Origin of the sequence: Ruegeria atlantica, assembly GCF_013032455.1 — a bacterium.
In the GTDB taxonomy this organism is placed as follows: Bacteria; Pseudomonadota; Alphaproteobacteria; order Rhodobacterales; family Rhodobacteraceae; genus Ruegeria; species Ruegeria atlantica_B.
In genome coordinates, this window is sequence record NZ_WQCF01000006.1 from 121,979 (window position 1) to 143,154 (window position 21,176).

Here is a 21,176-nt window from a genome sequence, read left to right on the forward strand (position 1 = left end):
TCTGGCCATTCTTGCAATCATCCGGGTCAGTGCGTACCGTCTGACATCTGACTGCAGGGAACCACCCAAAAACTACCAAACGTTTTGAGGCAAAACCGGGGTATGGAACCTACTCTATTCGCATTCATCTGGAAACACTCAAAAAAACAACAGCTTGTGCTGTTGTTCCTGACGGTTCTGTCATTTCCGTTCCTCTATGCTTCGCTTGAACTGCCAAAACAGATCATCAACGGCGCCATTGGGGCACCAAGTAGCACGGTGGCGGTTTTGGGTTTCACCGTGACGCAGGTTCAGTACTTGATGATTCTCTGCTTTGCCTTTCTGGCCACCGTGATTGCCAGCGGGCTGATGAAGATGCGGATTAATACGATGAAGGGTGTTCTAGCCGAACGTATGCTGCGTCGACTGCGGTTCACCCTTATCAACCGCACAATGCGGTTTCCAAAGTCCTACTTTGCCACCACCAGCCAGGGTGAGCTGGTATCGATGATCACCTCCGAAGCCGAACCGATGGGAGGGTTAATGGGAGACGCCATTGCCCAGCCCGTGTTCCAGTTCGGCCAGATGATGACTATCGTCACTTTCCTGTTCATGCAGAGCGTCTGGTTCGGCCTGGCCAGCATCGCGTTGATCCCTTTGCAGGCGTGGTTGATCCCGAAGCTGCAGCGTCAGATCAACCTACTGAACAAGGAACGTATCCAGGAGGTTCGGAACCTGAGTTCCGAAATCGGGGAAAGTGCGGCGGGTATCAGCGACCTGCGCACGAATGGTGGATGGCGCTATCGGCTGGCGCAATTCAGCCATCGGTTGGGGCTCTTGTTTGAGATCAGGTTTAAGATCTACAACAAGAAATTCTTCATGAAGTTCCTAAACAACCTGATCACGCAGATGACGCCGTTCCTGTTCTATTCGGTCGGCGGCTACTTGGCGATCAAGGGTGAGGTGACCGTGGGTGCGCTGGTCGCTGCCCTTGGGGCCTATAAGGACCTGAGTGGCCCGTGGAAGGACCTGCTGACCTATTACAACCAGGTGCAGGATATGTCCCTGCGGTGGGAAGTTGTGACCGAACGGTTTGCGCCTTCCAACATGATCCCCGAAGAACTGTTCATGGGCGAGCCCGAAGTGATCCCGCGTTTGAACGGCGCAATTGAACTCCGAAACGTGACCGTACGCGATGATGACGGCAAGACCATTCTGGAAGACATCGATCTGACCATCCCTAAAGGCGCACGGGTTGCGATCCAATCCAACCATGCATCGGAACGCAATGCTTTAGCGCAGGTTCTGACCCGTGAAGTGCTGCCGGTGCAAGGAGATGTGATCATGGCAGGGCAAAATCTGAAAGACCTGCATCAATCGGTGATCGCCGCTCGGATCGGTTATGCCTATTCGCGGCCCTACCTTTTCAACGGAACGCTGGGTGACAACCTTTTAATGCCGTTGAGACCGCACCCTCAACGCTCAGCAGAGACCGAAACCGCGCCAAGCCGCTGGCAGATCGAGGCAGAGCGATCGGGCAATCCGACGGATTCCCTGGATGACGAGTGGATCGACCCCGAGCTGGCGGGGCTGGACGATATTGATGATATTCGAGCCTGGTGGTTTCAACTGGTTGAGGCGATGGGCATTGACGAGTTCATGTTGCGGCGCAATTTACGCACGCGGTTTGACCCAAACATTCATCCCTCACTGGCGGAAGATGTTGTCAAACTGCGTGATGTTGTTGCCGAAAAGTTAAAAGAAAAGGGCCTTGATCGGCATGTCCACCGTTTCGACCCCGAGCGTTTTAACCCGACCGTCCCGCTTGGGGGCAACCTGCTTTTTGCCACTCCCTCGCGGGACATAACGCCGGAATCTCTGGCCAGTGATGCGCGCTTCAAAAAACTGTTTGGAATGCATGATCTGGCCAATGACGCCATGTCGATGGCCAGCACCGTGCTCGAGACGTTGGATCAAGCTTTTGGTCGCGACGGGGCTGATCACCCGCTGTTCCTGCGCCTGGGAATGTCGAAGGAGATGTACCACAAACTGCTCGACATCAAAGACCGCCGAAAATCCAAAGGTGAGAGCGGTATCGACGACTCGGAGCGGTTCTTGTTGTTGACACTTCCTTTTCTGCTGACTGCGGAACAGATTGGCCCGGATTTTCCCGAGGAATATAAGGATAAGATCCTGTCCATCCGTAAAGATCAGGCTGAACGTCTACGTGAGGCGCTAGAGGGCATGTTTGTCCCGTTGTCCCCGGACAGCTACATACCCCGGCTGACCGTGATGGAAAACGCGCTGTATGGTCGGATTTCTGTGACGGCCGGCGCGCATGCCGAAGAAATTGAGGACGTGGTTGCTCAGGCCATGAACGAGGCCGGGTTGCGGCGACGAGCAGCATCCACCTTGTTCGATCTGCCGACCGGGCTGGGCGGGAACAACCTGCCGACGGTGTTTCAAGAGCGCGCGTCGTTTTCCCGTGCGGGGATTAAACGACCTGACATTCTCATTCTGGACAAAGCCCTTGCAAGCCACGATTCCGAAAGCCGCCTGCGTACTCGACTGCGCCTGCGTGAGCTGCTGCCCAACTCGATCATGATCTTTATGGAAGATCATTTTGCCCATCCCGAGGCGTATGATTTGTTCATCGAAATCAAGGATGGCCGTATCGACGGCGTCTCGCGGACACAAGCTCGTCAGGAAGGCGCGGCTTCGGATGATCTGAGCACAAAGCTGGAAATTATTTCTTCGACTGAACTGTTCTCGGGCATCGATGCACGAAACCAGCGTCTGCTGGCGTTCTCTGCACAATGGTATGAAGTGGCCGAAGGCCAAATGATCTTTTCTCAAGGTCAGGCACCTGATGCCGCCTATCTGTGTATCAAAGGTCAGGCAAAGCTGGATTGGCCTGCCGAAGAGGGTGGCAAACGCACGATTTCGATCATCGAGCCTGGCCGCCTGATCGGTGATCTGTCAATTATTACCGGAGAGCTTCGCCAACTGGATCTCACTGCGATAACAGACTGCACTTTCTTGCGTATTGGCGCAGAAGAATTGCGTGCAGTGATCGAAAGCGATGCCTCGGTGGCCGTTCAATTGCTTCAAACCGTCGCCGGGTATCTGACAACTTTGTCCAACAGGCTCAACACGGCACAAAATCCTTCTGACGTCTTCACGGACGCTCCTCAATCAATCGAAGGTAAAATCACTGATAATGCGTGATCCAGCCGCCTATTCCGCCCATGAGCGGTTGTTGCGCGAAGCCCGCGCCCGCCCAGAATTGTGGCGGCTTGTTCTTGGGTTGGTCATCATTCTCACGCTCTATATTGCGCTAAACTCCGTGCTTTTTGCCGTTGTGGGCAGGTTGCTTGCGTCGCATCGGGATCAGGGTCTGTTGCAGGCTACTTCCGCGTTTACCACATTGGTATTGCTGATTAGTTTCGGGTTTCTGACCTTGGGTGTTGCCGTTGCCGCCAGGCAATTGCAGCATCGTTCTCTAGCCTCGATACTTGGCCCGTTTAGCCTATTCCTGCGTCAATTCTGGCAGGTGTTCCGAGCCCTTGTGATATTGGGGCTGGTGATGATGGTTCTTCCACCTTACGGCATGGGTGAGCCTCTGACCCAAAACCTTGCCCTGTCTACGTGGCTGTTGCTGTTCCCACTGTCCGCGATTGCAGTGCTGATTCAGACCAGCGCCGAAGAGGTGTTGTTTCGCGGGTATATCCAGCAGTCATTGGCCGCCAGATTCCGGTCTCCGGTAATCTGGATAGGGTTGCCTTCCGTTCTGTTCGCCGCGGGGCATTATGCGCCGGGCATCACGGGTGAAAACGCATTGCTGGTAGCTGTCTGGTCATGTGTCTTTGGCCTATTGGCTGCCGATCTGACCGCACGGGCGGGTACGCTGGGGCCAGCTATCGCTATGCATTTCATGAACAATACCATAGCTTTGCTGTTTATCTCACTACCCGAAACCCTAAGCGGCCTTGCACTGTACCTGCTACCTTTCGGCATGTCCGAGAGTGGTCTGCTGCGGCAATGGCTGTTTGTGGATTTTGCCGCGATGATCGTCAGCTGGCTAACTGCGCGTCTTGCGCTCAGGCGCTGATTGCATTTCCTTCCGTTGCGTCTTATTTGACATCAACGCCGCATAACAAGGTTCCGCCATGAACTGGATCACAAACTATGTCCGCCCCCGGATCAACTCGATCTTCTCTCGCCGGGAAGTGCCGGAAAACCTATGGCACAAGTGCGATGAATGCGGCACGATGCTGTTTCACCGAGAACTGGCAGAAAATCAAAACGTCTGTACACAATGTGATCATCATATGGCGATCACTCCACGTGAACGTTTCTCGCATCTGTTTGACGGTGGCATATTCGCCGAGGTCGACGTTCCCGCCCCAACTGCCGACCCTTTGCATTTTCGGGATCAAAAGAAATACCCGGACCGAATGAAAGCAGCCCAGAAAAAGACTGGGGAGAAAGAGGCGATGCTGGTCGCTACGGGCGAGATTGGGCGCACTCCGATAGTGGCCGCCGCTCAAGACTTCTCTTTCATGGGTGGCTCTATGGGCATGTATGTGGGCAACGCCATCATCGCTGCCGCGCAAGAAGCGGTCAAACTCAAACGCCCGCTTATTCTGTTCTCGGCTGCTGGCGGCGCGCGGATGCAAGAAGGTATCCTGAGCTTGATGCAGATGCCGCGCACCACCGTGGCCGTCGAAATGCTCAAAGAGGCAAATCTGCCCTATATCGTCGTGCTGACCCACCCAACGACCGGTGGCGTGACGGCGTCATACGCGATGCTGGGTGACGTGCATATTTCCGAACCCAACGCGTTGATCTGCTTTGCAGGGCCTCGGGTGATCGAACAGACCATTCGTGAAAAATTGCCCGAGGGTTTCCAACGTGCCGAATATCTGCTGGACCACGGCATGCTTGACCGCGTGACCAGGCGTACAGAAATGCGCGACGAACTGATCACGATCACGCGCATGCTCATGAATCAGCCTCCGGCGGTCAAAGGTGATCTGCCGGCACCGAAACCGGAAGAGACCGTGGCCGAAGAAGCACCCGAGGACGCGGGCGAGAAATGACCGGCCAGTCATCCGACCTCATCCTTGATCGGATGATGGCACTGCATCCCAAGATCATTGACTTGACCTTGGATCGCGTGTGGCGATTGCTCGAAGCTCTCGACAACCCGCAAAATAACCTGCCACCGGTGATCCACATCGCGGGAACTAATGGCAAGGGTTCGACTCAGGCGATGATCCGAGCTGGGCTGGAAGGGGCCGGGCTGTCTGCCCATGCCTATACCTCGCCGCATCTTGCGCGGTTCCACGAACGCATCCGGCTGGCTGGTGAGTTGATCTCGGAACCTGCGCTGACGGCTGTTCTTGACGAATGTTATGCCGCCAACAGTGGTGAGAACATTACCTATTTCGAGATCACCACCTGCGCTGCTCTGCTGGCTTTCGCGCGCACACAGGCAAATTTCACATTGCTTGAGGTTGGGCTTGGAGGCCGCCTGGACGCCACCAATGTCATTCATGAACCTTCGGTAACGGTGATCACCCCGGTTTCCATTGACCATGAGCAATTCCTTGGCAACACGCTGGGAAAGATTGCCGCTGAAAAGGCGGGCATCATCAAGCCGGGCGTCCCTTGCATCGTTGGTCCGCAACAGAATGAAGCGTTGGAGGTCATCGAATATACTGCCGCACGGCTTGGGGCTCCGTTGCTAATCCACGGTCAGCACTGGCACGTGCATGAGGAAAACGGACGTCTGGTTTATCAGGACGAAACCGGCCTGCGTGATCTGCCGATGCCAAATCTGCTGGGGGCGCATCAGATATTGAACGCGGGGGCCGCATTGGCCGTTCTGCGGCACTTAAATCTGGGCGATAACGCCTATGAGGCTGCTGTGACCAAAGCCGAATGGCCCGCCCGCATGCAACGCCTGAAAACCGGGCCGCTGGTTGAGGCCGCCCCGCAAGCTGAATTGTGGCTCGACGGCGGCCACAACGCAGCTGCCGGTGCCGCATTGGCCGATGTCCTCGCCAAACTACCGCAACGCCCAACCCATATGATTTGTGGCATGCTCAACACCAAAGATGTCACAGGCTATCTGGCCCCGCTAGCCGCACAGGCCCACAGCCTGACCGCGGTTTCAATCCCGGATGAGGCCGCCACGCTCAGTGCCGATGACACCGCCGCCGCAGCTGCGAAAGTTGATCTGCCAGCCACAACAGCTGAAAGTGTGGCCGACGCTTTGGTTGCAATCGTTGCTCAAAACCCACAGGCCCGCATCCTGATCTGCGGCTCGCTTTACCTTGCGGGCAACATCCTTCGAGAAAACGGTTAACCCATCCGCCTATAAGGCTTCATCTGGCCTAAAATATCCCGGGGGAGCCGCCGATGGCGGCGGGGGCAGAGCCCCTTATTCCCCCCAGCTCTGATCCTGCATCTCACGCAAGCGCGAGGCGGTGCGTTCAAATTCAAACGTCCCTTCGCCCTCGACATACAGCATCTCAGGCTCCGCCGCAGCCGAACAGATTAGCCGCACCTTTGCCTCGTACAAAGCGTCAATCAGAGTCACAAAGCGCTTAGCCTCGTTGAAGTTGTTTCGGGACAGGCGGGGGATATCCTCCAGCACAAGGACCTTCAGTTCCTCGGCAATTGCCAGATAATCCGCGGGCCCCAACATACGCCCGCACAGATCGTAAAACGAAGCCCGCGCAACGCCGTTCCGAAAGGCCGGTAATTCCACTGAACGGCCCTTGACCTGCAATATCAGAGGCTCTGCAGCGCCCCCTGACAGATCATGCCAGACACTGCGAATACTGTTCCGCGCCTCTGGCCCGATAGGCGTGAAATATACAGGTGCGCCCTCCAACCGATTTTGTCGATAGTCGGTTGGTGAAACCAGCTCCCAGATTTGCAGCTGTTCTTTGATATGGGCGATGAAAGGTAGGAATAACTGACGGTTCAGCCCGTCCTTATACAAATCATCCGGGTGCCGGTTTGATGTTGTCACAACCACCACACCACCTTCGTAGAGCAGGTCGAACAGCCGGCCGACGATCATAGCATCCGTGATATCGGTGATCTGCATCTCATCAAAGGCGAGTAGCTTAACCGAGTTCACAACGCCTTGCGCCACTGGGGCCAAGGCATCCTCGACACCATCCTGACGCGCCTTATGCATACCCGCGTGGATTTCCTGCATGAAAGCGTGGAAATGTACGCGTCGCGCGGGAATGCCCTCAAGCGCATCCACGAACATATCCATCAGCATGGATTTGCCACGCCCGACACCGCCCCACAGATATAGCCCTTTGGGCGGAGGGGGGGCTTTTCGAAAAAGCCCGCGTTTGACCGGAGTAGCCAGCGCTGCGCGGATACGCTCGAAATGCGGTAAAACTGCCTCCTGCGCATCATCCCGGGTCAAGGTGCCCTCGGCAATGCGGGCGTCATAAATCGAAATTAAATCCGTCATGGACCCGAGCCATAGCGTCCGTGTTGCGCCTTGAAAAGCAACCATTTCCCAAGACACATCAAATTTCCTTATCCGTGACCGCAAATCTGCTGATTTGACCGATTGTTCAATTTCGCTAACGTCCATCGAACCAACACCCCCGAGGTTCCCATGCCGCACTCTGTTCGCCTGCTAAACCCAATCTTGATCGTAGGATGCGTCATCATAACGGTCAGCTTTGCCGTGCGCGCCTCGTTCGGGGTCTTCCAGATTCCCATTGCGAGCGAATTTGGCTGGCTGCGGACCGATTTCTCGCTGGCAATTGCAATCCAGAATCTGGCTTGGGGGATCGGGCAGCCGATCTTTGCCGCAATGGCCGAAAAGATTGGCGACAGGAAAGCAATCATTCTGGGCGCGCTGACCTATGCTGCCGGTATGGTGCTGTCGGCTTGGTCGATCACGCCGTTTGGTCATCAGATGTATGCGTGGCTGGTGGGGTTTGGCATCGCGGGCACCGGCTTTGGCGTCGTACTGGCCGTGGTTGGACGCGCGTCTTCCGACAAAAACCGCTCGATGTCTCTGGCCATCGTTACGGCCGCAGGCAGCTTTGGTCAGGTTATCGGGGCGCCAACGGCAGAATGGTTGCTGAGCTTTCTGCCATGGCAACAGGTTTTCCTTGTCTTCGCCGTTGCGATCCTTGGCCTGTGCTGACGCTGCCCTTCATGCGCGCGCCACAACCGGTATCCAAAACCGAGCTGGAAGAAAGCATGGGTGAGATTCTAGGCCGCGCTTTCCGCGATCCCTCTTATGCGATGATCTTTCTGGGGTTCTTCAGCTGCGGCTACCAATTGGCTTTCATCACCGCCCATTTCCCCGCCTTCGTGACGGAAATGTGTGGTCCGATCCAACCCGGCGGCGTCCTGCATTCGTTGGGCATCACGACCACCTCGGCCTTGGGTGCCGTGGCAATCTCATTGGTGGGGCTGGCCAACATCTGCGGCACGTTGCTGGCCGGCTGGGCAGGCAATCACTTCCCCAAGAAATACCTGCTGGCAGTAATCTATACCGGCCGCACCTTGGCGGCAGCAATCTTTATCCTCATGCCCATAACACCAATGTCAGTCATCGTATTTTCGATCGTCATGGGTTCGCTTTGGCTGGCCACAGTGCCGCTGACCTCAGGACTGGTCGCGCATCTGTACGGCCTACGCTACATGGGCACTCTGTACGGTATTATTTTCCTCAGCCATCAGATTGGCGGTTTCCTGGGCGTTTGGCTGGGCGGGCGCATGTACGACGTTTATGGCGACTATACGATGGTCTGGTGGATTGGCGTGGCCGTTGGCGCCTTTAGCGCCGTTGTCCACCTGCCGATCCGCGAAAACCGCAGCGCGACGCCGGTTCCAGCCTGATCTAATTGGCCTCTTCCGGGGTCAGCAAACCTTCGGCTACCAACCGGTCCGCCCACCCCTGAGGCTCAGTAAAGTGATGCGTCTGCCAGCCGCGCGCGCGCGCCGTTTCAATGTTATCGATCCGGTCATCGGCAAACAGCAAACTGCTGGGCGGCAGGCCACAATCGGCCTCAACCATCTCATAAATCGGGGCGTGCGGCTTTACCGTTTTCATCCGGCCCGAGACATATTGCCGGTCAAATTCATTTAGAAACGGATAAATCGTGGTGGCATAATCGAAATTTTGCACACCAAAATTAGTCAGCGCAAAAACCGGAACTTTCTTTGCTCGCAAAGCGCGCTGCAACCGAACGGAATGCGGAATTTCCGGCGTGGCCAATTCGATCCACTTGTCATGCCACATACGAATTTCGTCGCGCCATTCAGGGTATTTTTCGGCCCAGTCATAGATCGTGTCGGTAAAGTGATGACCCTGATCGACCAGATCGTTCATTCCGTGCAGGTCGACCTGGGCGAACATGGCGCGACGCCGGTCTTCACCGATGACCTTGTCGTAATAGCGCTCTGGCTGCCATTCGATCAGAACGTTTCCAATGTCGAAAATAACGGCTTTGATCGGCATGGGGGCCTCTATCATATCAAAATCAGCTTGGGCTGACTGAACCAACCCAGCCCGTGATTTACAAGGAGGAACCGCAGCGCGAAACGCCGCTTGGCCCAACCGGAGAAGGCGCATCTGTGATGCGCTTTTGTCGTGCGCGAGCCTTACCCTCGTAGAGCAACCCGCACCTCGCGTTCCAACACATCCAGAAATCGTGACCTGTCCGCTTTGCCAAAGGGTTTGCCACCACCACCAGCTCCTAAAGGATTGGCTGCGCGTAGATCAGCCATCAGGTCGCGCATCGCCAGTTGTTGCCCGATATTGGCGGCGGTGAACACTTCTCCGTTTGGGCGCAATACCCGTGCTCCTGCCTCAACGCATTTGGCCGCCAGTGGGATGTCCGATGTCACAACCACATCGCCGGGACCACAGCGTTCGGCGATCCACTTATCTGCCTCATCCGCGCCCTCGGCCACAATGACAACCTGCACCAGCGGGTTCGCCGATGGCCGCAGCCCGCCATTCGAGACCAGCGCCATCGGCACTTTGTGCCGTGTGGCAACTCGCTCGGCCTCAGCCTTCACAGGGCAGGCATCGCCATCGACATACAGCGTTGTCACGTTTTTTGGGCCTCTCGCTTGGCGGGCTCAGCAGGCTTTTTATTAACCTTGAACTCCTTTGGGATCGGCATCCGATTGAATGCGTCCAGACCGGCGATCTTGTAGGCCTCGGCCAACGTTGGATAATTGAACGTATTCTGCACGAAATAGTCCACTGTACCTTTTAGATTCAGAACCGCCTGCGCGATATGGATCAGTTCCGTCGCGCCTTCACCAACGATCTGCACGCCCAGCACCCGGCGGGTCTTTAGCGAGAACAGCATCTTCAACATGCCATGTTCCAACCCCATGATGTGCCCGCGTGAGGTTTCGCGGAACCGGGCTACGCCAACCTCATATGGGATACCGCGCTCCTGTAATTCTTCCTCGGACATGCCGCAGGTCGAGATTTCAGGCACCGAATAGATACCATAGGGATACCATGGGCTTTCGGGCAGGGTGGGGGTTTCCAGCGCATGGCAGGCCGCCACGCGGCCCTGTTGCAGCGAGGTCGATGCCAACGAGGGATGTCCGATCACGTCGCCGGTCGCATAGATATGCGGCACGGCTGTCTGATAGGTTTTGCGATCCACCTTGATCCGGTTCCGATGGTCGGTCTCAAGACCAACAGCGTCCAGGTTCAGCGCTGAAGTTGCGCCCATTCGACCAGCTGCGAACAGCAGCATCTCGGCCCGCACATGGCGGCCATTATCAAGGGTTATTTCGACGTGTTCGCCGGCATCTTCGATCTTTTCGACCGCCGATCCCAACCGCAAATCAACGCCGTTCTCGCGAATCTGATGGGTGAAATCATGGATCAGACGCTTGTCGATGAAATCAAGAAAGGTCTCGCGTGGTTCGATCAGGGTTACGCGCACATCCAGAGCAGAGAACATGGTGGCATATTCAACGCCAATCACCCCGGCACCAATCACCACCAACGAACGCGGAATCTCTGCCATTTCTAGGAAATCGTCACCGTCGACCACAGTCTTGCCATTAAAGGGCACATAGTCGGGTCGATAGGTCTTGGTTCCGGTGGCAATCAGGAATTTGGCCGCGGTCAGGCGCGTGGTTTCTCCGGCATCGGTAGCGACCTCGACCTCATGCGGCCCAACGAATTTGGCCAGACCGTTCAATGTTTCCACGTGGTTACGGTTGAATTGGTGTTCCAGTACATCGACCTCGTGGTCGAGTGTCATATGCAGACGGGCCTTGAGATCCTCGGCGCGGATCTGATCCTTGACCCGGTAGGACCGGCCATAAAAACTGCGCTCGCGCCAGCCGGACAGATTCAGCACCGTTTCCCGCAGGGTCTTCGACGGGATAGTGCCGGTGTGCACCGAGACACCTCCAAACCGATCCTTGCGGTCGATCACCAGAACGCGCCTCTTGAGTTTGCCCGCCTGTATCGCTGCTGCGCGTCCGGATGGTCCTGACCCGATGATGATCAGATCATAGTCGTATGTGCCCATCCCTTAATCTCCGTACAAAGCTTCGGCGTGGAAGGAAATGTGATCTTCCATGAAGGTCGATACAAAGAAATACGAATGATCATACCCCGGCTGCAGGCGATAGGTTGCTTGCTGGCGGCGCTCTGCAATGGCCTGCGCCAGCGTTTCAGGGCGCAGCAGGTCGATGAATTGGTCGCTGGCGCCGGTGTCAATCAGGATCGGGCCGTCAAAGCCAACGTCTTTCATCAAAACAGAGGCATCGTGTTTTGACCAAGCTGCCTCATCGTCACCCAGATAGGCGCTTAGCTGTTTGCGGCCCCAATCCGCGCCGGTCGGGTTCGAAATTGGCGCAAAGGCCGAAACCGAGCGAAACCGCCCCGGCAGGTTCATCGCCAATGTCAGCGCACCGTGGCCGCCCATCGAATGGCCAGTGATCGCCTGACGCTCCATGTCGATGGCGAAGTTTTCCGCCAGTAGGGCAGGCAGTTCCTCTGCCACATAATCCCACATGTTGAAATGCGGCGCCCAAGGCGTTTGCGTGGCATTTACAAAGAACCCGGCACCCTGACCCAGATCATAATCTTCATGATCGGCTACGCCTTCGCCACGGGGCGAAGTGTCGGGGAACACGACCGCTATGCCCTGTTCCGCCGCCCAAGCTTGTGCACCTGCCTTGGTCATGGCGTTTTCGTGGGTGCAGGTCAGGCCCGACAAGTACCACAGCACCGGAACCGGGCCGTCCTTCGCCTCGGCAGGCAAAAACAGGCCAAAGGTCATGTCGCACTGGCAGGCCGAGGAGGCATGGCTATACACGCCCTGCACGCCACCGAAACAGGCGTTTTCCGAGAGGGTTTCCATCTGGCAAAGTCCTTCAATTGGGTCGAGATATGGCTAACGACCCAAGGGCGCGGCGTAAAGGCCAGGCGCATTGAGAGCACACATTTTTTGACTAAGGATATTCAGAGTGCCGAAAGCCAGGCGATAACAATCGGAAAAGTCAGAATGCTGGCTACCGTCGATAGCAGGATTGCTGCCGAGGCCCGGTGCGGAGCTACACCGTAATGAGCTGCAAGCATATAGGCATTCCCAGCCACTGGAAGCGCAGCGGCAGCAATCGCAACTGTCGCGGGAAAGCTTTCAATTGGGATCAGCCATAGTAGAACTATGGCTACACATGCGGGATGAATGACCAGCTTGCAAAAGCTCAGCCAAGCGGCGACCTGAACGCGTTCGGCCGATTTTGAGGCCAGCGAGGCTCCGATTGCGAACAATGCGCCTGGAGTTGCGGCGCCACCAAGAATGGTCAGAAAATCGTTCAGCGGGGCAGGGACAGGTATCTGCAAAGTCGACCACAACAGCCCCGCAGATATCGACACGATCATCGGGTTTTTCACCAAGCCCCTTCCAATCAGGCGAAACGTGGATAGGGTCAATCGCCCGTCGTGCCCAGCGTGTATCAGGATCACGATCAGCGAAGAAAAAACCACCAGATCGACGGCCAGTACCAACATGACAGGCCCAATGGCAGCTTCGGTCAGCAACAGGGCCAACATTGGCAGGCCCAGAAAGCCGACATTTCCGATGGCGGCGCATTGGGCCTCGACTGCCGCAGTAGGAACATCGAGGCCGCGCAACCACGCCACCAGTGTTGCCAGCAGGTAAACGGCCATCGTGCCCAGCAGATAGCCAGCGACCAGCCGCGCATTGAAAATCTCGGCAAAGGGCAGTGTGGCGGCAAAGCGGAATAACATTGCCGACAGCGCGAAATAGAAGACGAATTTTGTCAGGTAGGCCGTCGCCTCTTCGGTAAAAAAGCGGCTGCGCCCGGCCCAGTATCCCAGGCCGATGATCACAAAGAACGGGAGGGTACGCAGAAAGATCTCGACCATGGTCAGTGTGTTAGCACTGTTTGGCAGCAGGGCAAATCATCAGCATAGATCAAGGCCTGACGTGAAAATGACCGAAGTTCATTGCTGAGGAGGGAAGATAGGCACGAAAATCGTTGTATCTGAACTGATCGGTTTATAGTTTGGTAGGATTAGCAATCCAAAGAGAGCCTATGACCCAGACAGCAGCCATCCTTCGCACCGGCCGTAAATTCGATCAAGTTTTGCGGGGCGCCCGAGAAGTATTCATGGCAGACGGGTTCGAAGGCGCAAGCGTCGACGACATTGCGCGCGCGGCGGGTGTGTCCAAGGCAACGCTGTACAGTTACTTCCCGGACAAGCGGCTGTTGTTCATGGAGGTTGCTCAGACCGAATGCAAGCGGTTGGCCGAAAACGTCATATCGATGATCGACGACTCAAAACCGGCGCGCGAAGTATTAACGATTGCGGCGACACAGCTGACCGCGTTTCTTGTGTCTGATTTCGCGCAACAGGTGTTTCGCATATGCGTGGCCGAGCGCGACCGGTTCCCTGAACTGGGAATGGCGTTTTATGAGGCTGGTCCGAAAAACGGACAACGCCACATGGCAGAATACCTGGAAAAGGCCGTAAAAAAGGGTGAACTGGCCATTGAGGATATTCAGATTGCGGCTGAACAATTCTCGGAGCTGTGCAAAGTGCGCATCTGGTCCAAGGCAGCTCTGGGCATCCAGAACCGATTCAGCCAATCAGAAATTGATGCGATCGCTATCCAGGCGGTGGACATGTTCATGGCCCGCTACGGGACCTGACCATATCGACGGTCCAAGACAGGCCCTCAGAATAGTATCAGTCTCTTTCTCAACTAATAGCCATCTGCCGGGTTAACCCATACTTTTTGGATGGGTCATTTTCTTTGCGACTATTGCACGCAAAGACCCAAACGCTTTGAACCAATGGTGTCAGGTGTCGTCATTCTGTCCTTGCCAGAACGGCCCAAAGTGCAGAACACTGATAGTGTATCCGCTCCACCTGCCAATTATCTGCGGCAGCCTTTCAAGCCAGTTGACAATGGATTTTGTATTTTGGATACATTGGGCAGAGATATCGCTATGACACGAGTCGTCAAAAAGCTCTGGCCAAAAAGAGCAACGCGAATGTCTACTAAAATCATTTCTGGGAGACCCACATGAAACTGAAATTAATGGCCGCAACTGCTGCGATTGCCTTGTCGGCTGCCGCAGCACAGGCAAATACACTGGTTTATTGTTCGGAAGGATCACCGGAAGGGTTCGATCCGGCCCTGTTTACTGCCGGGACCACCTTTGATGCGTCCTCGCACCCGATCTATAACCGCCTGCTCGAGTTTGAAACCGGCACGACCAATGTCATTCCTGGTCTGGCTGAAAGCGTCGAGGCCAGCGATGATGGTCTGGAATACACTTTCAAGCTGCGTCAGGGCGTCAAGTTTCATTCCAACGACGAATTCACACCGACCCGTGACTTTAATGCTGATGACGTGATCTTCTCGTTCATGCGTCAGAAGGATGAAGGCCACCCCTACAACCAGGTATCAGGCGGTACATGGGAATACTTCCAGGGTATGGGCATGCCGGATCTGGTCGAGTCCATCGAGAAAATCGACGACTATACTGTGAAGTTTACTCTGTCCAAGCCTGAGGCTCCTTTTGTCGCCAACATGGCGATGGACTTCGCCTCGATCCTGTCCGCCGAATACGCGGATGCGATGATGGCAGCGGGTACACCTGAAAAGCTGAACACCGCACCGATCGGCACCGGCCCGTTCTCGTTCGTGGCCTATCAGAAAGACGCAGTGATCCGCTATGCGCAGAATGCCGACTACTGGAAAGACCCGGCAGCAGTTGAAAACCTGATCTTTGCAATCACTCCGGATGCCTCGGTTCGCTACCAAAAACTGAAGGCTGGTGAATGCCACATCATGCCCTATCCGAACCCCGCCGACATTCAGGCGATGAAAGATGACGCAGACATCAACATGATGGAGCAGGAAGGCCTGAACGTGGGATATCTGGCCTACAACACCACCATGGCACCATTCGACAACCCGAATGTCCGTAAGGCACTGAACATGGCCATCGACAAGAATGCGATCATCGACGTGGTTTTCCAAGGCTCCGGCCAAGTTGCCAAGAACCCGATCCCGCCGACCATGTGGGGTTATAACGACGCCATCACCGATGATGCATATGACCCCGAAGCAGCCAAGGCGATGCTTGAAGCCGAAGGTGTGTCGGATCTGTCGATGAAGATCTGGGCAATGCCGGTGCAGCGCCCTTACAACCCGAACGCACGGCGTATGGCTGAACTGATCCAAGAGGATTTTGCCAAGGTCGGTGTGGGCGTTGAAATCGTGTCCTACGAATGGGGCGAATACCTGTCTCGCTCGAAAGAATTGAACCGCGATGGTGCCGTTCTGCTGGGCTGGACCGGTGACAACGGCGACCCAGACAACTTCCTGGCCGTACTGCTTGGCTGTGACGGTCGTGAAGCCTCGAACCGTGCACAATGGTGCCACCAGCCGTTCGAAGATCTGATCCTGAAAGCCAAGCAGAGCACAGATCAGGCCGAACGGACCAAGCTGTATGAAGAGGCTCAGGTCGTCTTCAAAGAGCAGGCACCATGGGCCACAATCGCGCATTCGGTTGTTTACATGCCGATGAGCAACAAGGTGCAAGGCTATAAAGTGCACCCGCTGGGCGGCCACATCTTCTATGGTGTGAGCGTCGAATAAACCACCACTCACGTACCGGAGCTGCCAACAGGCGGCTCCGGTTTTCCTTTTGGGAGGTCGGCCTGAATGCCGGATTTATCCGAGTACCGTCAGCTGGCAAAGGACATGTCAGTAGATGCCGTGGCGCTGGTGCCCGGTCCGAATTTCACCCGCGCTTTGGGAAAACCCTTCATGAGCCATGAGCGGCCCTTTGTGGTCGTGATCCCGGCCGAAGGCGCTCCGGCGGCGATTGTGCCAAATCTGGAGCTGGGTTCTTGGGCGCTGGTTGGATTTAAAGGCGCTGTTTTCGATTGGCGCGATCAGACAGGTTATGATGATGCCTTTGCGGCGCTGGCCGCGCATATGCCCCTTTCGTCACTGGCTGTGGAAGGGCAGGTGATGCGGGTCTTTGTCTCCAAAGCTCTGACCCGCGCGATGCCGGGCCTGCGCATCGTGGACGGTGAGCGTGAGATTTCCGGCTTGCGCATCATCAAGACTGACGAAGACATTGCGGCATTGCAGGCGGCGATAGATGTCTCGGAACGTGCGTTGACGCGCGTCATCGAAGATGTGCATGTCGGCCAGACCGAAAAGCAAATTGAGCAATCTTTGATCCAGGCGCTTTTCGCCGAAGGCGCGGAATCGCTGGCGTTTACTCCTATTGTAGCGGCAGGGGATAACTCGGCCCAACCGCATGGCAAGGCAAGGGCGGATTACCAGCTCAAACCGGGCGATGCGCTGCTGTTCGACTTTGGTGCCCGCAAACATGGGTTTGTCGCCGATATCACCCGCACCTTCTTTATCGAAGAGGTCTCGAATGAGGGTAGGGCGGTCTACGACACCGTTCTACGCGCCAATCTCGCCGGGTTCGAGGCCTGCCGCGCCGGAGTCACCGCACACGATATCGACGATGCGGTGATCAGCGTGCTCGAAGCCTCGCCCTATGCCGACCGTATCCGGACCAAGACCGGACACGGTTTGGGCCGCGACGTTCACGAAGCGCCGTATATCATGCGTGGAAATGACCAGAAAATCCTACCGGGCATGGTGTGGACCAATGAGCCGGGCCTTTATGATCTGGACAATTTCGGTGTGCGCATCGAAGATGATGTGCTTGTAACCCAGGATGGCTGCCGGTCTCTGACACGCTTTCCCAAAGATCTCACAATCATAGGTCGCTGATGTTTGGCTACTTACTCACACGCCTCGGCATGTTCATCCCGACCTTTCTGGGTGTGACGCTGATTTCCTTCATGTTCATCCGGGTTCTGCCGGGCGATCCCATCATCGTCATGGCTGGTGAACGCGGCATGACCGAGGAACGCTATCAGGAAATGGTTGAAAAACTGGGCTTCGACAAGCCGGTCCTGCAGCAGTATTGGGACTACCTAACCGGCGTTCTGCAAGGTGATCTGGGCGAAAGCTTTGTCACCAAAAAGCCGGTCTGGGACGAGTTCTTTTCCCTGTTTCCAGCCACACTGGAACTGTCTATCTGCGCGATGATCTTTGCTGTGGCGCTGGGGCTTCCTGCGGGCGTAATTGCAGCGGTGAACCGGGGCAAATTTTTCGACCGCGCGCTGATGTCATCGGCACTGGTAGGTTACTCGATGCCGATCTTCTGGTGGGCATTGCTGCTGATCATCGTGTTTTCCGGAAATCTGGGCTGGACGCCAGTCTCGGGCCGGATCGACTTGCTGTATTACTTTCCCAGCGTCACTGGTTTCATGCTGATTGACAGCTTGTTGTCGGGGCAGGAAGGGGCCTTCGGATCGGCCGTACGGCACCTTATCCTGCCGACTATCGTTCTGGGCACCATCCCGCTGGCAGTGATCGCGCGCCAGACACGTTCGGCGATGCTTGAGGTACTGGGTGAAGACTATATCCGCACCGCCCGCGCCAAGGGTCTTGCGCCCGCGCGGATCAACGGTTTGCACGCGCTGCGTAATGCTTTGATCCCGGTTATTACGGTGATCGGCTTGTCGGTCGGTACTCTGCTGGCAGGCGCAATCCTCACCGAGACGATCTTTAGCTGGCCCGGCATCGGCAAGTGGATGGTCGACAGCATTTTCCGCCGCGATTACCCAGTGGTGCAGGGCGGCCTGCTGATGATCGCAGTGATCGTGATGCTGGTAAACCTACTGGTCGATGTCCTTTATGGCATCATCAACCCCAAAATCCGGAGGCGGTGATGGCTGAACTGTCTGCTAACACTCCCAAGACCGAGGACCGCCCCAGCGCATTGCGCGAGTTCTGGTATTACTTCAGCGAAAACCGCGGTGCCGTGATGGGCCTGTGGGTCTTCACGGCCTTTGTCATCTGCGCAGCATTTGCGCCTCTACTGGCCCCTTACGATCCGACCGAGCAGTTCCGGGATCACATTCTGCAACCTCCGGCGTGGCAAGAGGGCGGTAGCTGGGCATTCCCGCTGGGCACCGACCCGCTGGGTAGGGATATGCTGTCACGGTTGATCATGGGATCACGATATTCCTTTTTCGTTGGCATCGTTGTGGTCTGCGTGGCCGTGACGGGCGGGGTAGTCATTGGCCTGCTGTCCGGCTTCGCACCCAAATGGGTCGACACGCTGATCATGCGGGTGATGGATATCATCCTGTCATTCCCATCATTGTTGCTGGCGCTGGTTCTGGTGGCAATCCTTGGCCCGTCACTGACCAACGCGATGATCGCCATCGCCATCGTGTTCCAGCCGCATTACGTGCGGCTGACCCGTGCCTCGGTGTTGTCGGAACGGCAAAAAGATTACGTTACATCCGCGCGCGTGGCGGGTGCGGGTAAAGCACGCCTGATGTTCAAAACGGTACTGCCCAATTGTCTTGCGCCAATCATCGTGCAGGCGGCGCTGTCGTTCTCGACCGCCATTCTGGACGCCGCAGCCCTTGGTTTTCTGGGCATGGGCGCGCAACCGCCCACACCGGAATGGGGCACCATGCTGGCAGAAGCACGCGAGTTCATCCTGCGTGCTTGGTGGGTGGTGACTTTCCCTGGCCTCGCCATCCTGATCACGGTGCTCGCCATCAACCTTATGGGCGACGGTCTACGCGATGCGCTGGACCCGAAACTGAAGCGGAGCTGACGACATGAGCCTGTTGGATATCCGAAACCTCACTGTCGAATTCGCCACCGCTTCGGGCAAGTTCCGCGCCGTGGATGGTGTCGACCTATCGGTCGACAAAGGCGAGTTGATGGCCATCGTCGGCGAAAGCGGCTCGGGTAAATCCGTTTCGATGCTGGCGCTGATGGGTCTGCTGCCCTGGACCGCCACGATCACCGCCGATGAGATGAAATTCGAGGGCATCGACCTCACCAAAATCTCGGCCCGCGACCGGCGCAAGATCATTGGCAAGGACATCGCCATGATCTTTCAGGAGCCGATGTCCTCGCTGAACCCATGTTTCACGGTTGGTTTTCAGATCAAAGAAGCCCTGCGCATCCACCTTGGGCTGAACCGCAAAGATCGCCACCAGCGCGCGATTGAGCTGTTTGACCAAGTCGGCATCCCGGCACCGGAAAGCCGCCTGAACACATTCCCGCACCAGATGTCGGGCGGGATGAACCAGCGGGTGATGATCGCCATGGCCATTGCCTGTAATCCCAAGCTGTTGATTGCGGACGAGCCTACAACGGCACTGGACGTCACCATTCAGGCGCAAATTCTGGACCTGCTGATGCGGCTGCGTGATGAACAGGGAATGGGTCTTGTGCTTATCACCCATGACATGGGTGTCGTCGCCGAAACGGCTGAGCGTGTGCAGGTGCAATATGCTGGTCAAAAAGTCGAGGAACAGCCTGTCAAAGATCTGTTTCGCACGCCGCGCCATCCCTATACATCTGCATTGCTGAGCGCATTGCCGGAGCGGGCAACCTCGAAACTGTTGCCGACAATTCCGGGGGTGGTGCCCGGTCAGTTTGACCGACCCAAAGGCTGCCTGTTCAGCCCTAGATGCAAGTATGCGGACGATATTTGTCGGTCCCTGCCTCCGACCCCGCACAGTGCCGAATTCGGCAAAGCCCGCTGCCACCATGTTGAAAGAATAACCGCCGGAGAACTGGCATGACCGCCCCTATCGTTCAGGCCAACGCATTGGCCAGGTTCTACACCGTTAAAGGTGGCTTGTTGTCGAAACCGGCCACGGTCAAGGCTCTTTCCGGCGTGGATTTTGACCTGCGACCCGGCAAGACGCTGGCCATTGTTGGTGAATCTGGCTGCGGAAAGTCAACGCTGGCGCGGGTTGTGACGATGATCGAGGAGCCGACCTCCGGTAGCCTGACCATCGACGGAGTCGAGATCACCCCGTCAAAATGGGCACAGATGCGCGAGACGGTGCAGATCGTGTTTCAGGATCCTTACGGCTCGCTCAATCCGCGCCAGCGGATCGGGCAGATTCTGCAGGAACCGCTGATCATCAATCGCCCGGATATGTCCGCTGCAGATCGTGAGGCTCGGGCACGGGAAATGATCGACCTAGTGGGCCTGCGTCCCGAACATTACGACCGCTATCCGCATATGTTCTCGGGCGGACAGCGCCAGCGCATCGCTATTGCCCGCGCGCTTATGCTAAGTCCGAAGGTTCTGGTTTTGGACGAGCCGGTCTCAGCATTGGACGTTTCGATCCAATCGCAAATCCTGAATCTGCTGGTCGAGCTGCAGGAACGTCTGAACCTGGCCTATCTGTTCATTTCGCACGATCTGTCAGTGGTGAAACATTTCGCCGATGATGTGATCGTCATGTACTTGGGTCGGGCTGTTGAAAAAGCTCCCAAGGAACAGCTTTTTGCCGCCCCCCGCCATCCCTATTCCAAGGCGCTGCTTTCAACCACGCCGCGCGCTGATCCCGAAGCACGCAAGGAACGGATCAAGCTGGAAGGCGAGTTGCCGTCTCCGATGAACATCCCCAAAGGCTGCGCTTTTGCGCAGCGATGCTGGCTGGCGACCGAGGAATGCCGCGCCGCGCCGCCCGATCTGAGCGGAACTACACACAAGGTCGCGTGCCTGCATCCACTAGATTAAGT

17 protein-coding genes and 1 pseudogene are annotated in these 21,176 nt (G+C 56.4%); 12 read left to right on the forward strand and 6 right to left on the reverse strand.

The annotated features are described in order from the left end of the window. Positions 1-102: 102 nt before the first annotated feature. Genes GOW93_RS12225 through GOW93_RS12240 form a run of 4 tightly spaced genes read left to right on the forward strand, consistent with a single transcriptional unit; the run spans position 103 to position 6,352 of the window. Positions 103-3,207, forward strand: a complete 3,105-nt coding sequence (locus GOW93_RS12225) for an ABC transporter transmembrane domain-containing protein (protein ID WP_170384477.1) — start codon at positions 103-105, stop codon at positions 3,205-3,207. Continuing rightward, the gene (locus GOW93_RS12230; protein ID WP_170384479.1) at positions 3,200-4,090 is read left to right on the forward strand and encodes a CPBP family intramembrane glutamic endopeptidase; all 891 of its coding nucleotides are present in this window, start codon (positions 3,200-3,202) and stop codon (positions 4,088-4,090) included. The genes GOW93_RS12225 and GOW93_RS12230 overlap by 8 nt, the downstream gene beginning before the upstream one ends. A gap of 58 nt (positions 4,091-4,148) precedes the next feature. Beyond that, positions 4,149-5,081: an acetyl-CoA carboxylase, carboxyltransferase subunit beta gene (accD, locus tag GOW93_RS12235; protein ID WP_170384481.1), complete on the forward strand. Its 933-nt coding sequence runs from the start codon at positions 4,149-4,151 to the stop codon at positions 5,079-5,081. Then, on the forward strand, positions 5,078-6,352 hold the full coding sequence (locus GOW93_RS12240) for a bifunctional folylpolyglutamate synthase/dihydrofolate synthase (RefSeq protein WP_170384483.1): 1,275 nt from the start codon (positions 5,078-5,080) through the stop codon (positions 6,350-6,352). Before accD ends, GOW93_RS12240 begins: the two co-directional genes overlap by 4 nt. A 75-nt stretch (positions 6,353-6,427) precedes the next feature. Here GOW93_RS12240 and zapE read toward each other — a convergent pair whose 3' ends face one another. After that, the gene (zapE, locus tag GOW93_RS12245; protein ID WP_170384485.1) at positions 6,428-7,486 is read right to left on the reverse strand and encodes a cell division protein ZapE; all 1,059 of its coding nucleotides are present in this window, start codon (positions 7,484-7,486) and stop codon (positions 6,428-6,430) included. A gap of 150 nt (positions 7,487-7,636) precedes the next feature. On the opposite strand from zapE, the pseudogene GOW93_RS12250 reads away from it, so the two are divergent. Continuing rightward, a pseudogene (locus tag GOW93_RS12250) lies at positions 7,637-8,877 on the forward strand (MFS transporter). A gap of 1 nt (position 8,878) precedes the next feature. Here the strand turns inward: GOW93_RS12250 and GOW93_RS12255 are convergent. From GOW93_RS12255 to GOW93_RS12275, 5 genes are all read right to left on the reverse strand, one after another. After that, entirely contained in the window at positions 8,879-9,499 is a 621-nt protein-coding gene (locus GOW93_RS12255) for an HAD family hydrolase (protein WP_170384486.1), read from the reverse strand. A 143-nt stretch (positions 9,500-9,642) separates the two neighbouring features. Further along, positions 9,643-10,098 (reverse strand): YaiI/YqxD family protein, encoded by a 456-nt coding sequence (locus GOW93_RS12260; RefSeq protein WP_170384488.1) that lies wholly within the window; start codon positions 10,096-10,098, stop codon positions 9,643-9,645. Next, positions 10,095-11,552 carry a Si-specific NAD(P)(+) transhydrogenase gene (sthA, locus tag GOW93_RS12265; protein ID WP_170384490.1) on the reverse strand — a complete coding sequence of 486 codons (1,458 nt, stop codon included), beginning with the start codon at positions 11,550-11,552 and terminating at the stop codon, positions 10,095-10,097. The genes GOW93_RS12260 and sthA overlap by 4 nt, the downstream gene beginning before the upstream one ends. Positions 11,553-11,555: 3 nt before the next feature. Further along, positions 11,556-12,389: an S-formylglutathione hydrolase gene (fghA, locus tag GOW93_RS12270; protein ID WP_170384492.1), complete on the reverse strand. Its 834-nt coding sequence runs from the start codon at positions 12,387-12,389 to the stop codon at positions 11,556-11,558. Between the two features lie 101 nt (positions 12,390-12,490). Then, positions 12,491-13,420 carry an AEC family transporter gene (locus GOW93_RS12275; protein ID WP_170384494.1) on the reverse strand — a complete coding sequence of 310 codons (930 nt, stop codon included), beginning with the start codon at positions 13,418-13,420 and terminating at the stop codon, positions 12,491-12,493. Positions 13,421-13,590: 170 nt separating this feature from the next. Between GOW93_RS12275 and GOW93_RS12280 the strand changes: the two genes are divergently transcribed. From GOW93_RS12280 to GOW93_RS12310, 7 genes are all read left to right on the forward strand, one after another. Beyond that, positions 13,591-14,208: a TetR/AcrR family transcriptional regulator gene (locus GOW93_RS12280; RefSeq protein ID WP_170384496.1), complete on the forward strand. Its 618-nt coding sequence runs from the start codon at positions 13,591-13,593 to the stop codon at positions 14,206-14,208. Positions 14,209-14,585: 377 nt separating this feature from the next. Beyond that, complete coding sequence (locus GOW93_RS12285) at positions 14,586-16,169, forward strand: ABC transporter substrate-binding protein (RefSeq protein WP_170384497.1); 1,584 nt, start codon at positions 14,586-14,588, stop codon at positions 16,167-16,169. 66 nt (positions 16,170-16,235) lie between these two features. Continuing rightward, on the forward strand, positions 16,236-17,330 hold the full coding sequence (locus tag GOW93_RS12290; RefSeq protein ID WP_170384499.1) for a M24 family metallopeptidase: 1,095 nt from the start codon (positions 16,236-16,238) through the stop codon (positions 17,328-17,330). Beyond that, positions 17,330-18,337: an ABC transporter permease subunit gene (locus GOW93_RS12295; protein ID WP_170384501.1), complete on the forward strand. Its 1,008-nt coding sequence runs from the start codon at positions 17,330-17,332 to the stop codon at positions 18,335-18,337. The genes GOW93_RS12290 and GOW93_RS12295 overlap by 1 nt, the downstream gene beginning before the upstream one ends. Then, positions 18,337-19,239 (forward strand): ABC transporter permease subunit, encoded by a 903-nt coding sequence (locus GOW93_RS12300; protein WP_170384503.1) that lies wholly within the window; start codon positions 18,337-18,339, stop codon positions 19,237-19,239. The genes GOW93_RS12295 and GOW93_RS12300 overlap by 1 nt, the downstream gene beginning before the upstream one ends. Positions 19,240-19,243: 4 nt before the next feature. Continuing rightward, positions 19,244-20,221, forward strand: a complete 978-nt coding sequence (locus GOW93_RS12305; RefSeq protein ID WP_170384505.1) for an ABC transporter ATP-binding protein — start codon at positions 19,244-19,246, stop codon at positions 20,219-20,221. Next, complete coding sequence (locus GOW93_RS12310; RefSeq protein WP_170384507.1) at positions 20,218-21,174, forward strand: ABC transporter ATP-binding protein; 957 nt, start codon at positions 20,218-20,220, stop codon at positions 21,172-21,174. The genes GOW93_RS12305 and GOW93_RS12310 overlap by 4 nt, the downstream gene beginning before the upstream one ends. Positions 21,175-21,176: the final 2 nt, after the last annotated feature.

Coding starts and splice junctions, on each gene's coding strand:
- GOW93_RS12225 (WP_170384477.1), top strand. CDS start 103: ATGGAACCTACTCTATTCGCATTCATCTGGAAACACTCAAAAAAACAA.
- GOW93_RS12230 (WP_170384479.1), top strand. CDS start 3,200: ATGCGTGATCCAGCCGCCTATTCCGCCCATGAGCGGTTGTTGCGCGAA.
- accD (WP_170384481.1), top strand. CDS start 4,149: ATGAACTGGATCACAAACTATGTCCGCCCCCGGATCAACTCGATCTTC.
- GOW93_RS12240 (WP_170384483.1), top strand. CDS start 5,078: ATGACCGGCCAGTCATCCGACCTCATCCTTGATCGGATGATGGCACTG.
- zapE (WP_170384485.1), bottom strand. CDS start 7,486: ATGACGGATTTAATTTCGATTTATGACGCCCGCATTGCCGAGGGCACC.
- GOW93_RS12255 (WP_170384486.1), bottom strand. CDS start 9,499: ATGCCGATCAAAGCCGTTATTTTCGACATTGGAAACGTTCTGATCGAA.
- sthA (WP_170384490.1), bottom strand. CDS start 11,552: ATGGGCACATACGACTATGATCTGATCATCATCGGGTCAGGACCATCC.
- fghA (WP_170384492.1), bottom strand. CDS start 12,389: ATGGAAACCCTCTCGGAAAACGCCTGTTTCGGTGGCGTGCAGGGCGTG.
- GOW93_RS12275 (WP_170384494.1), bottom strand. CDS start 13,420: ATGGTCGAGATCTTTCTGCGTACCCTCCCGTTCTTTGTGATCATCGGC.
- GOW93_RS12280 (WP_170384496.1), top strand. CDS start 13,591: ATGACCCAGACAGCAGCCATCCTTCGCACCGGCCGTAAATTCGATCAA.
- GOW93_RS12285 (WP_170384497.1), top strand. CDS start 14,586: ATGAAACTGAAATTAATGGCCGCAACTGCTGCGATTGCCTTGTCGGCT.
- GOW93_RS12290 (WP_170384499.1), top strand. CDS start 16,236: ATGCCGGATTTATCCGAGTACCGTCAGCTGGCAAAGGACATGTCAGTA.
- GOW93_RS12295 (WP_170384501.1), top strand. CDS start 17,330: ATGTTTGGCTACTTACTCACACGCCTCGGCATGTTCATCCCGACCTTT.
- GOW93_RS12300 (WP_170384503.1), top strand. CDS start 18,337: ATGGCTGAACTGTCTGCTAACACTCCCAAGACCGAGGACCGCCCCAGC.
- GOW93_RS12305 (WP_170384505.1), top strand. CDS start 19,244: ATGAGCCTGTTGGATATCCGAAACCTCACTGTCGAATTCGCCACCGCT.
- GOW93_RS12310 (WP_170384507.1), top strand. CDS start 20,218: ATGACCGCCCCTATCGTTCAGGCCAACGCATTGGCCAGGTTCTACACC.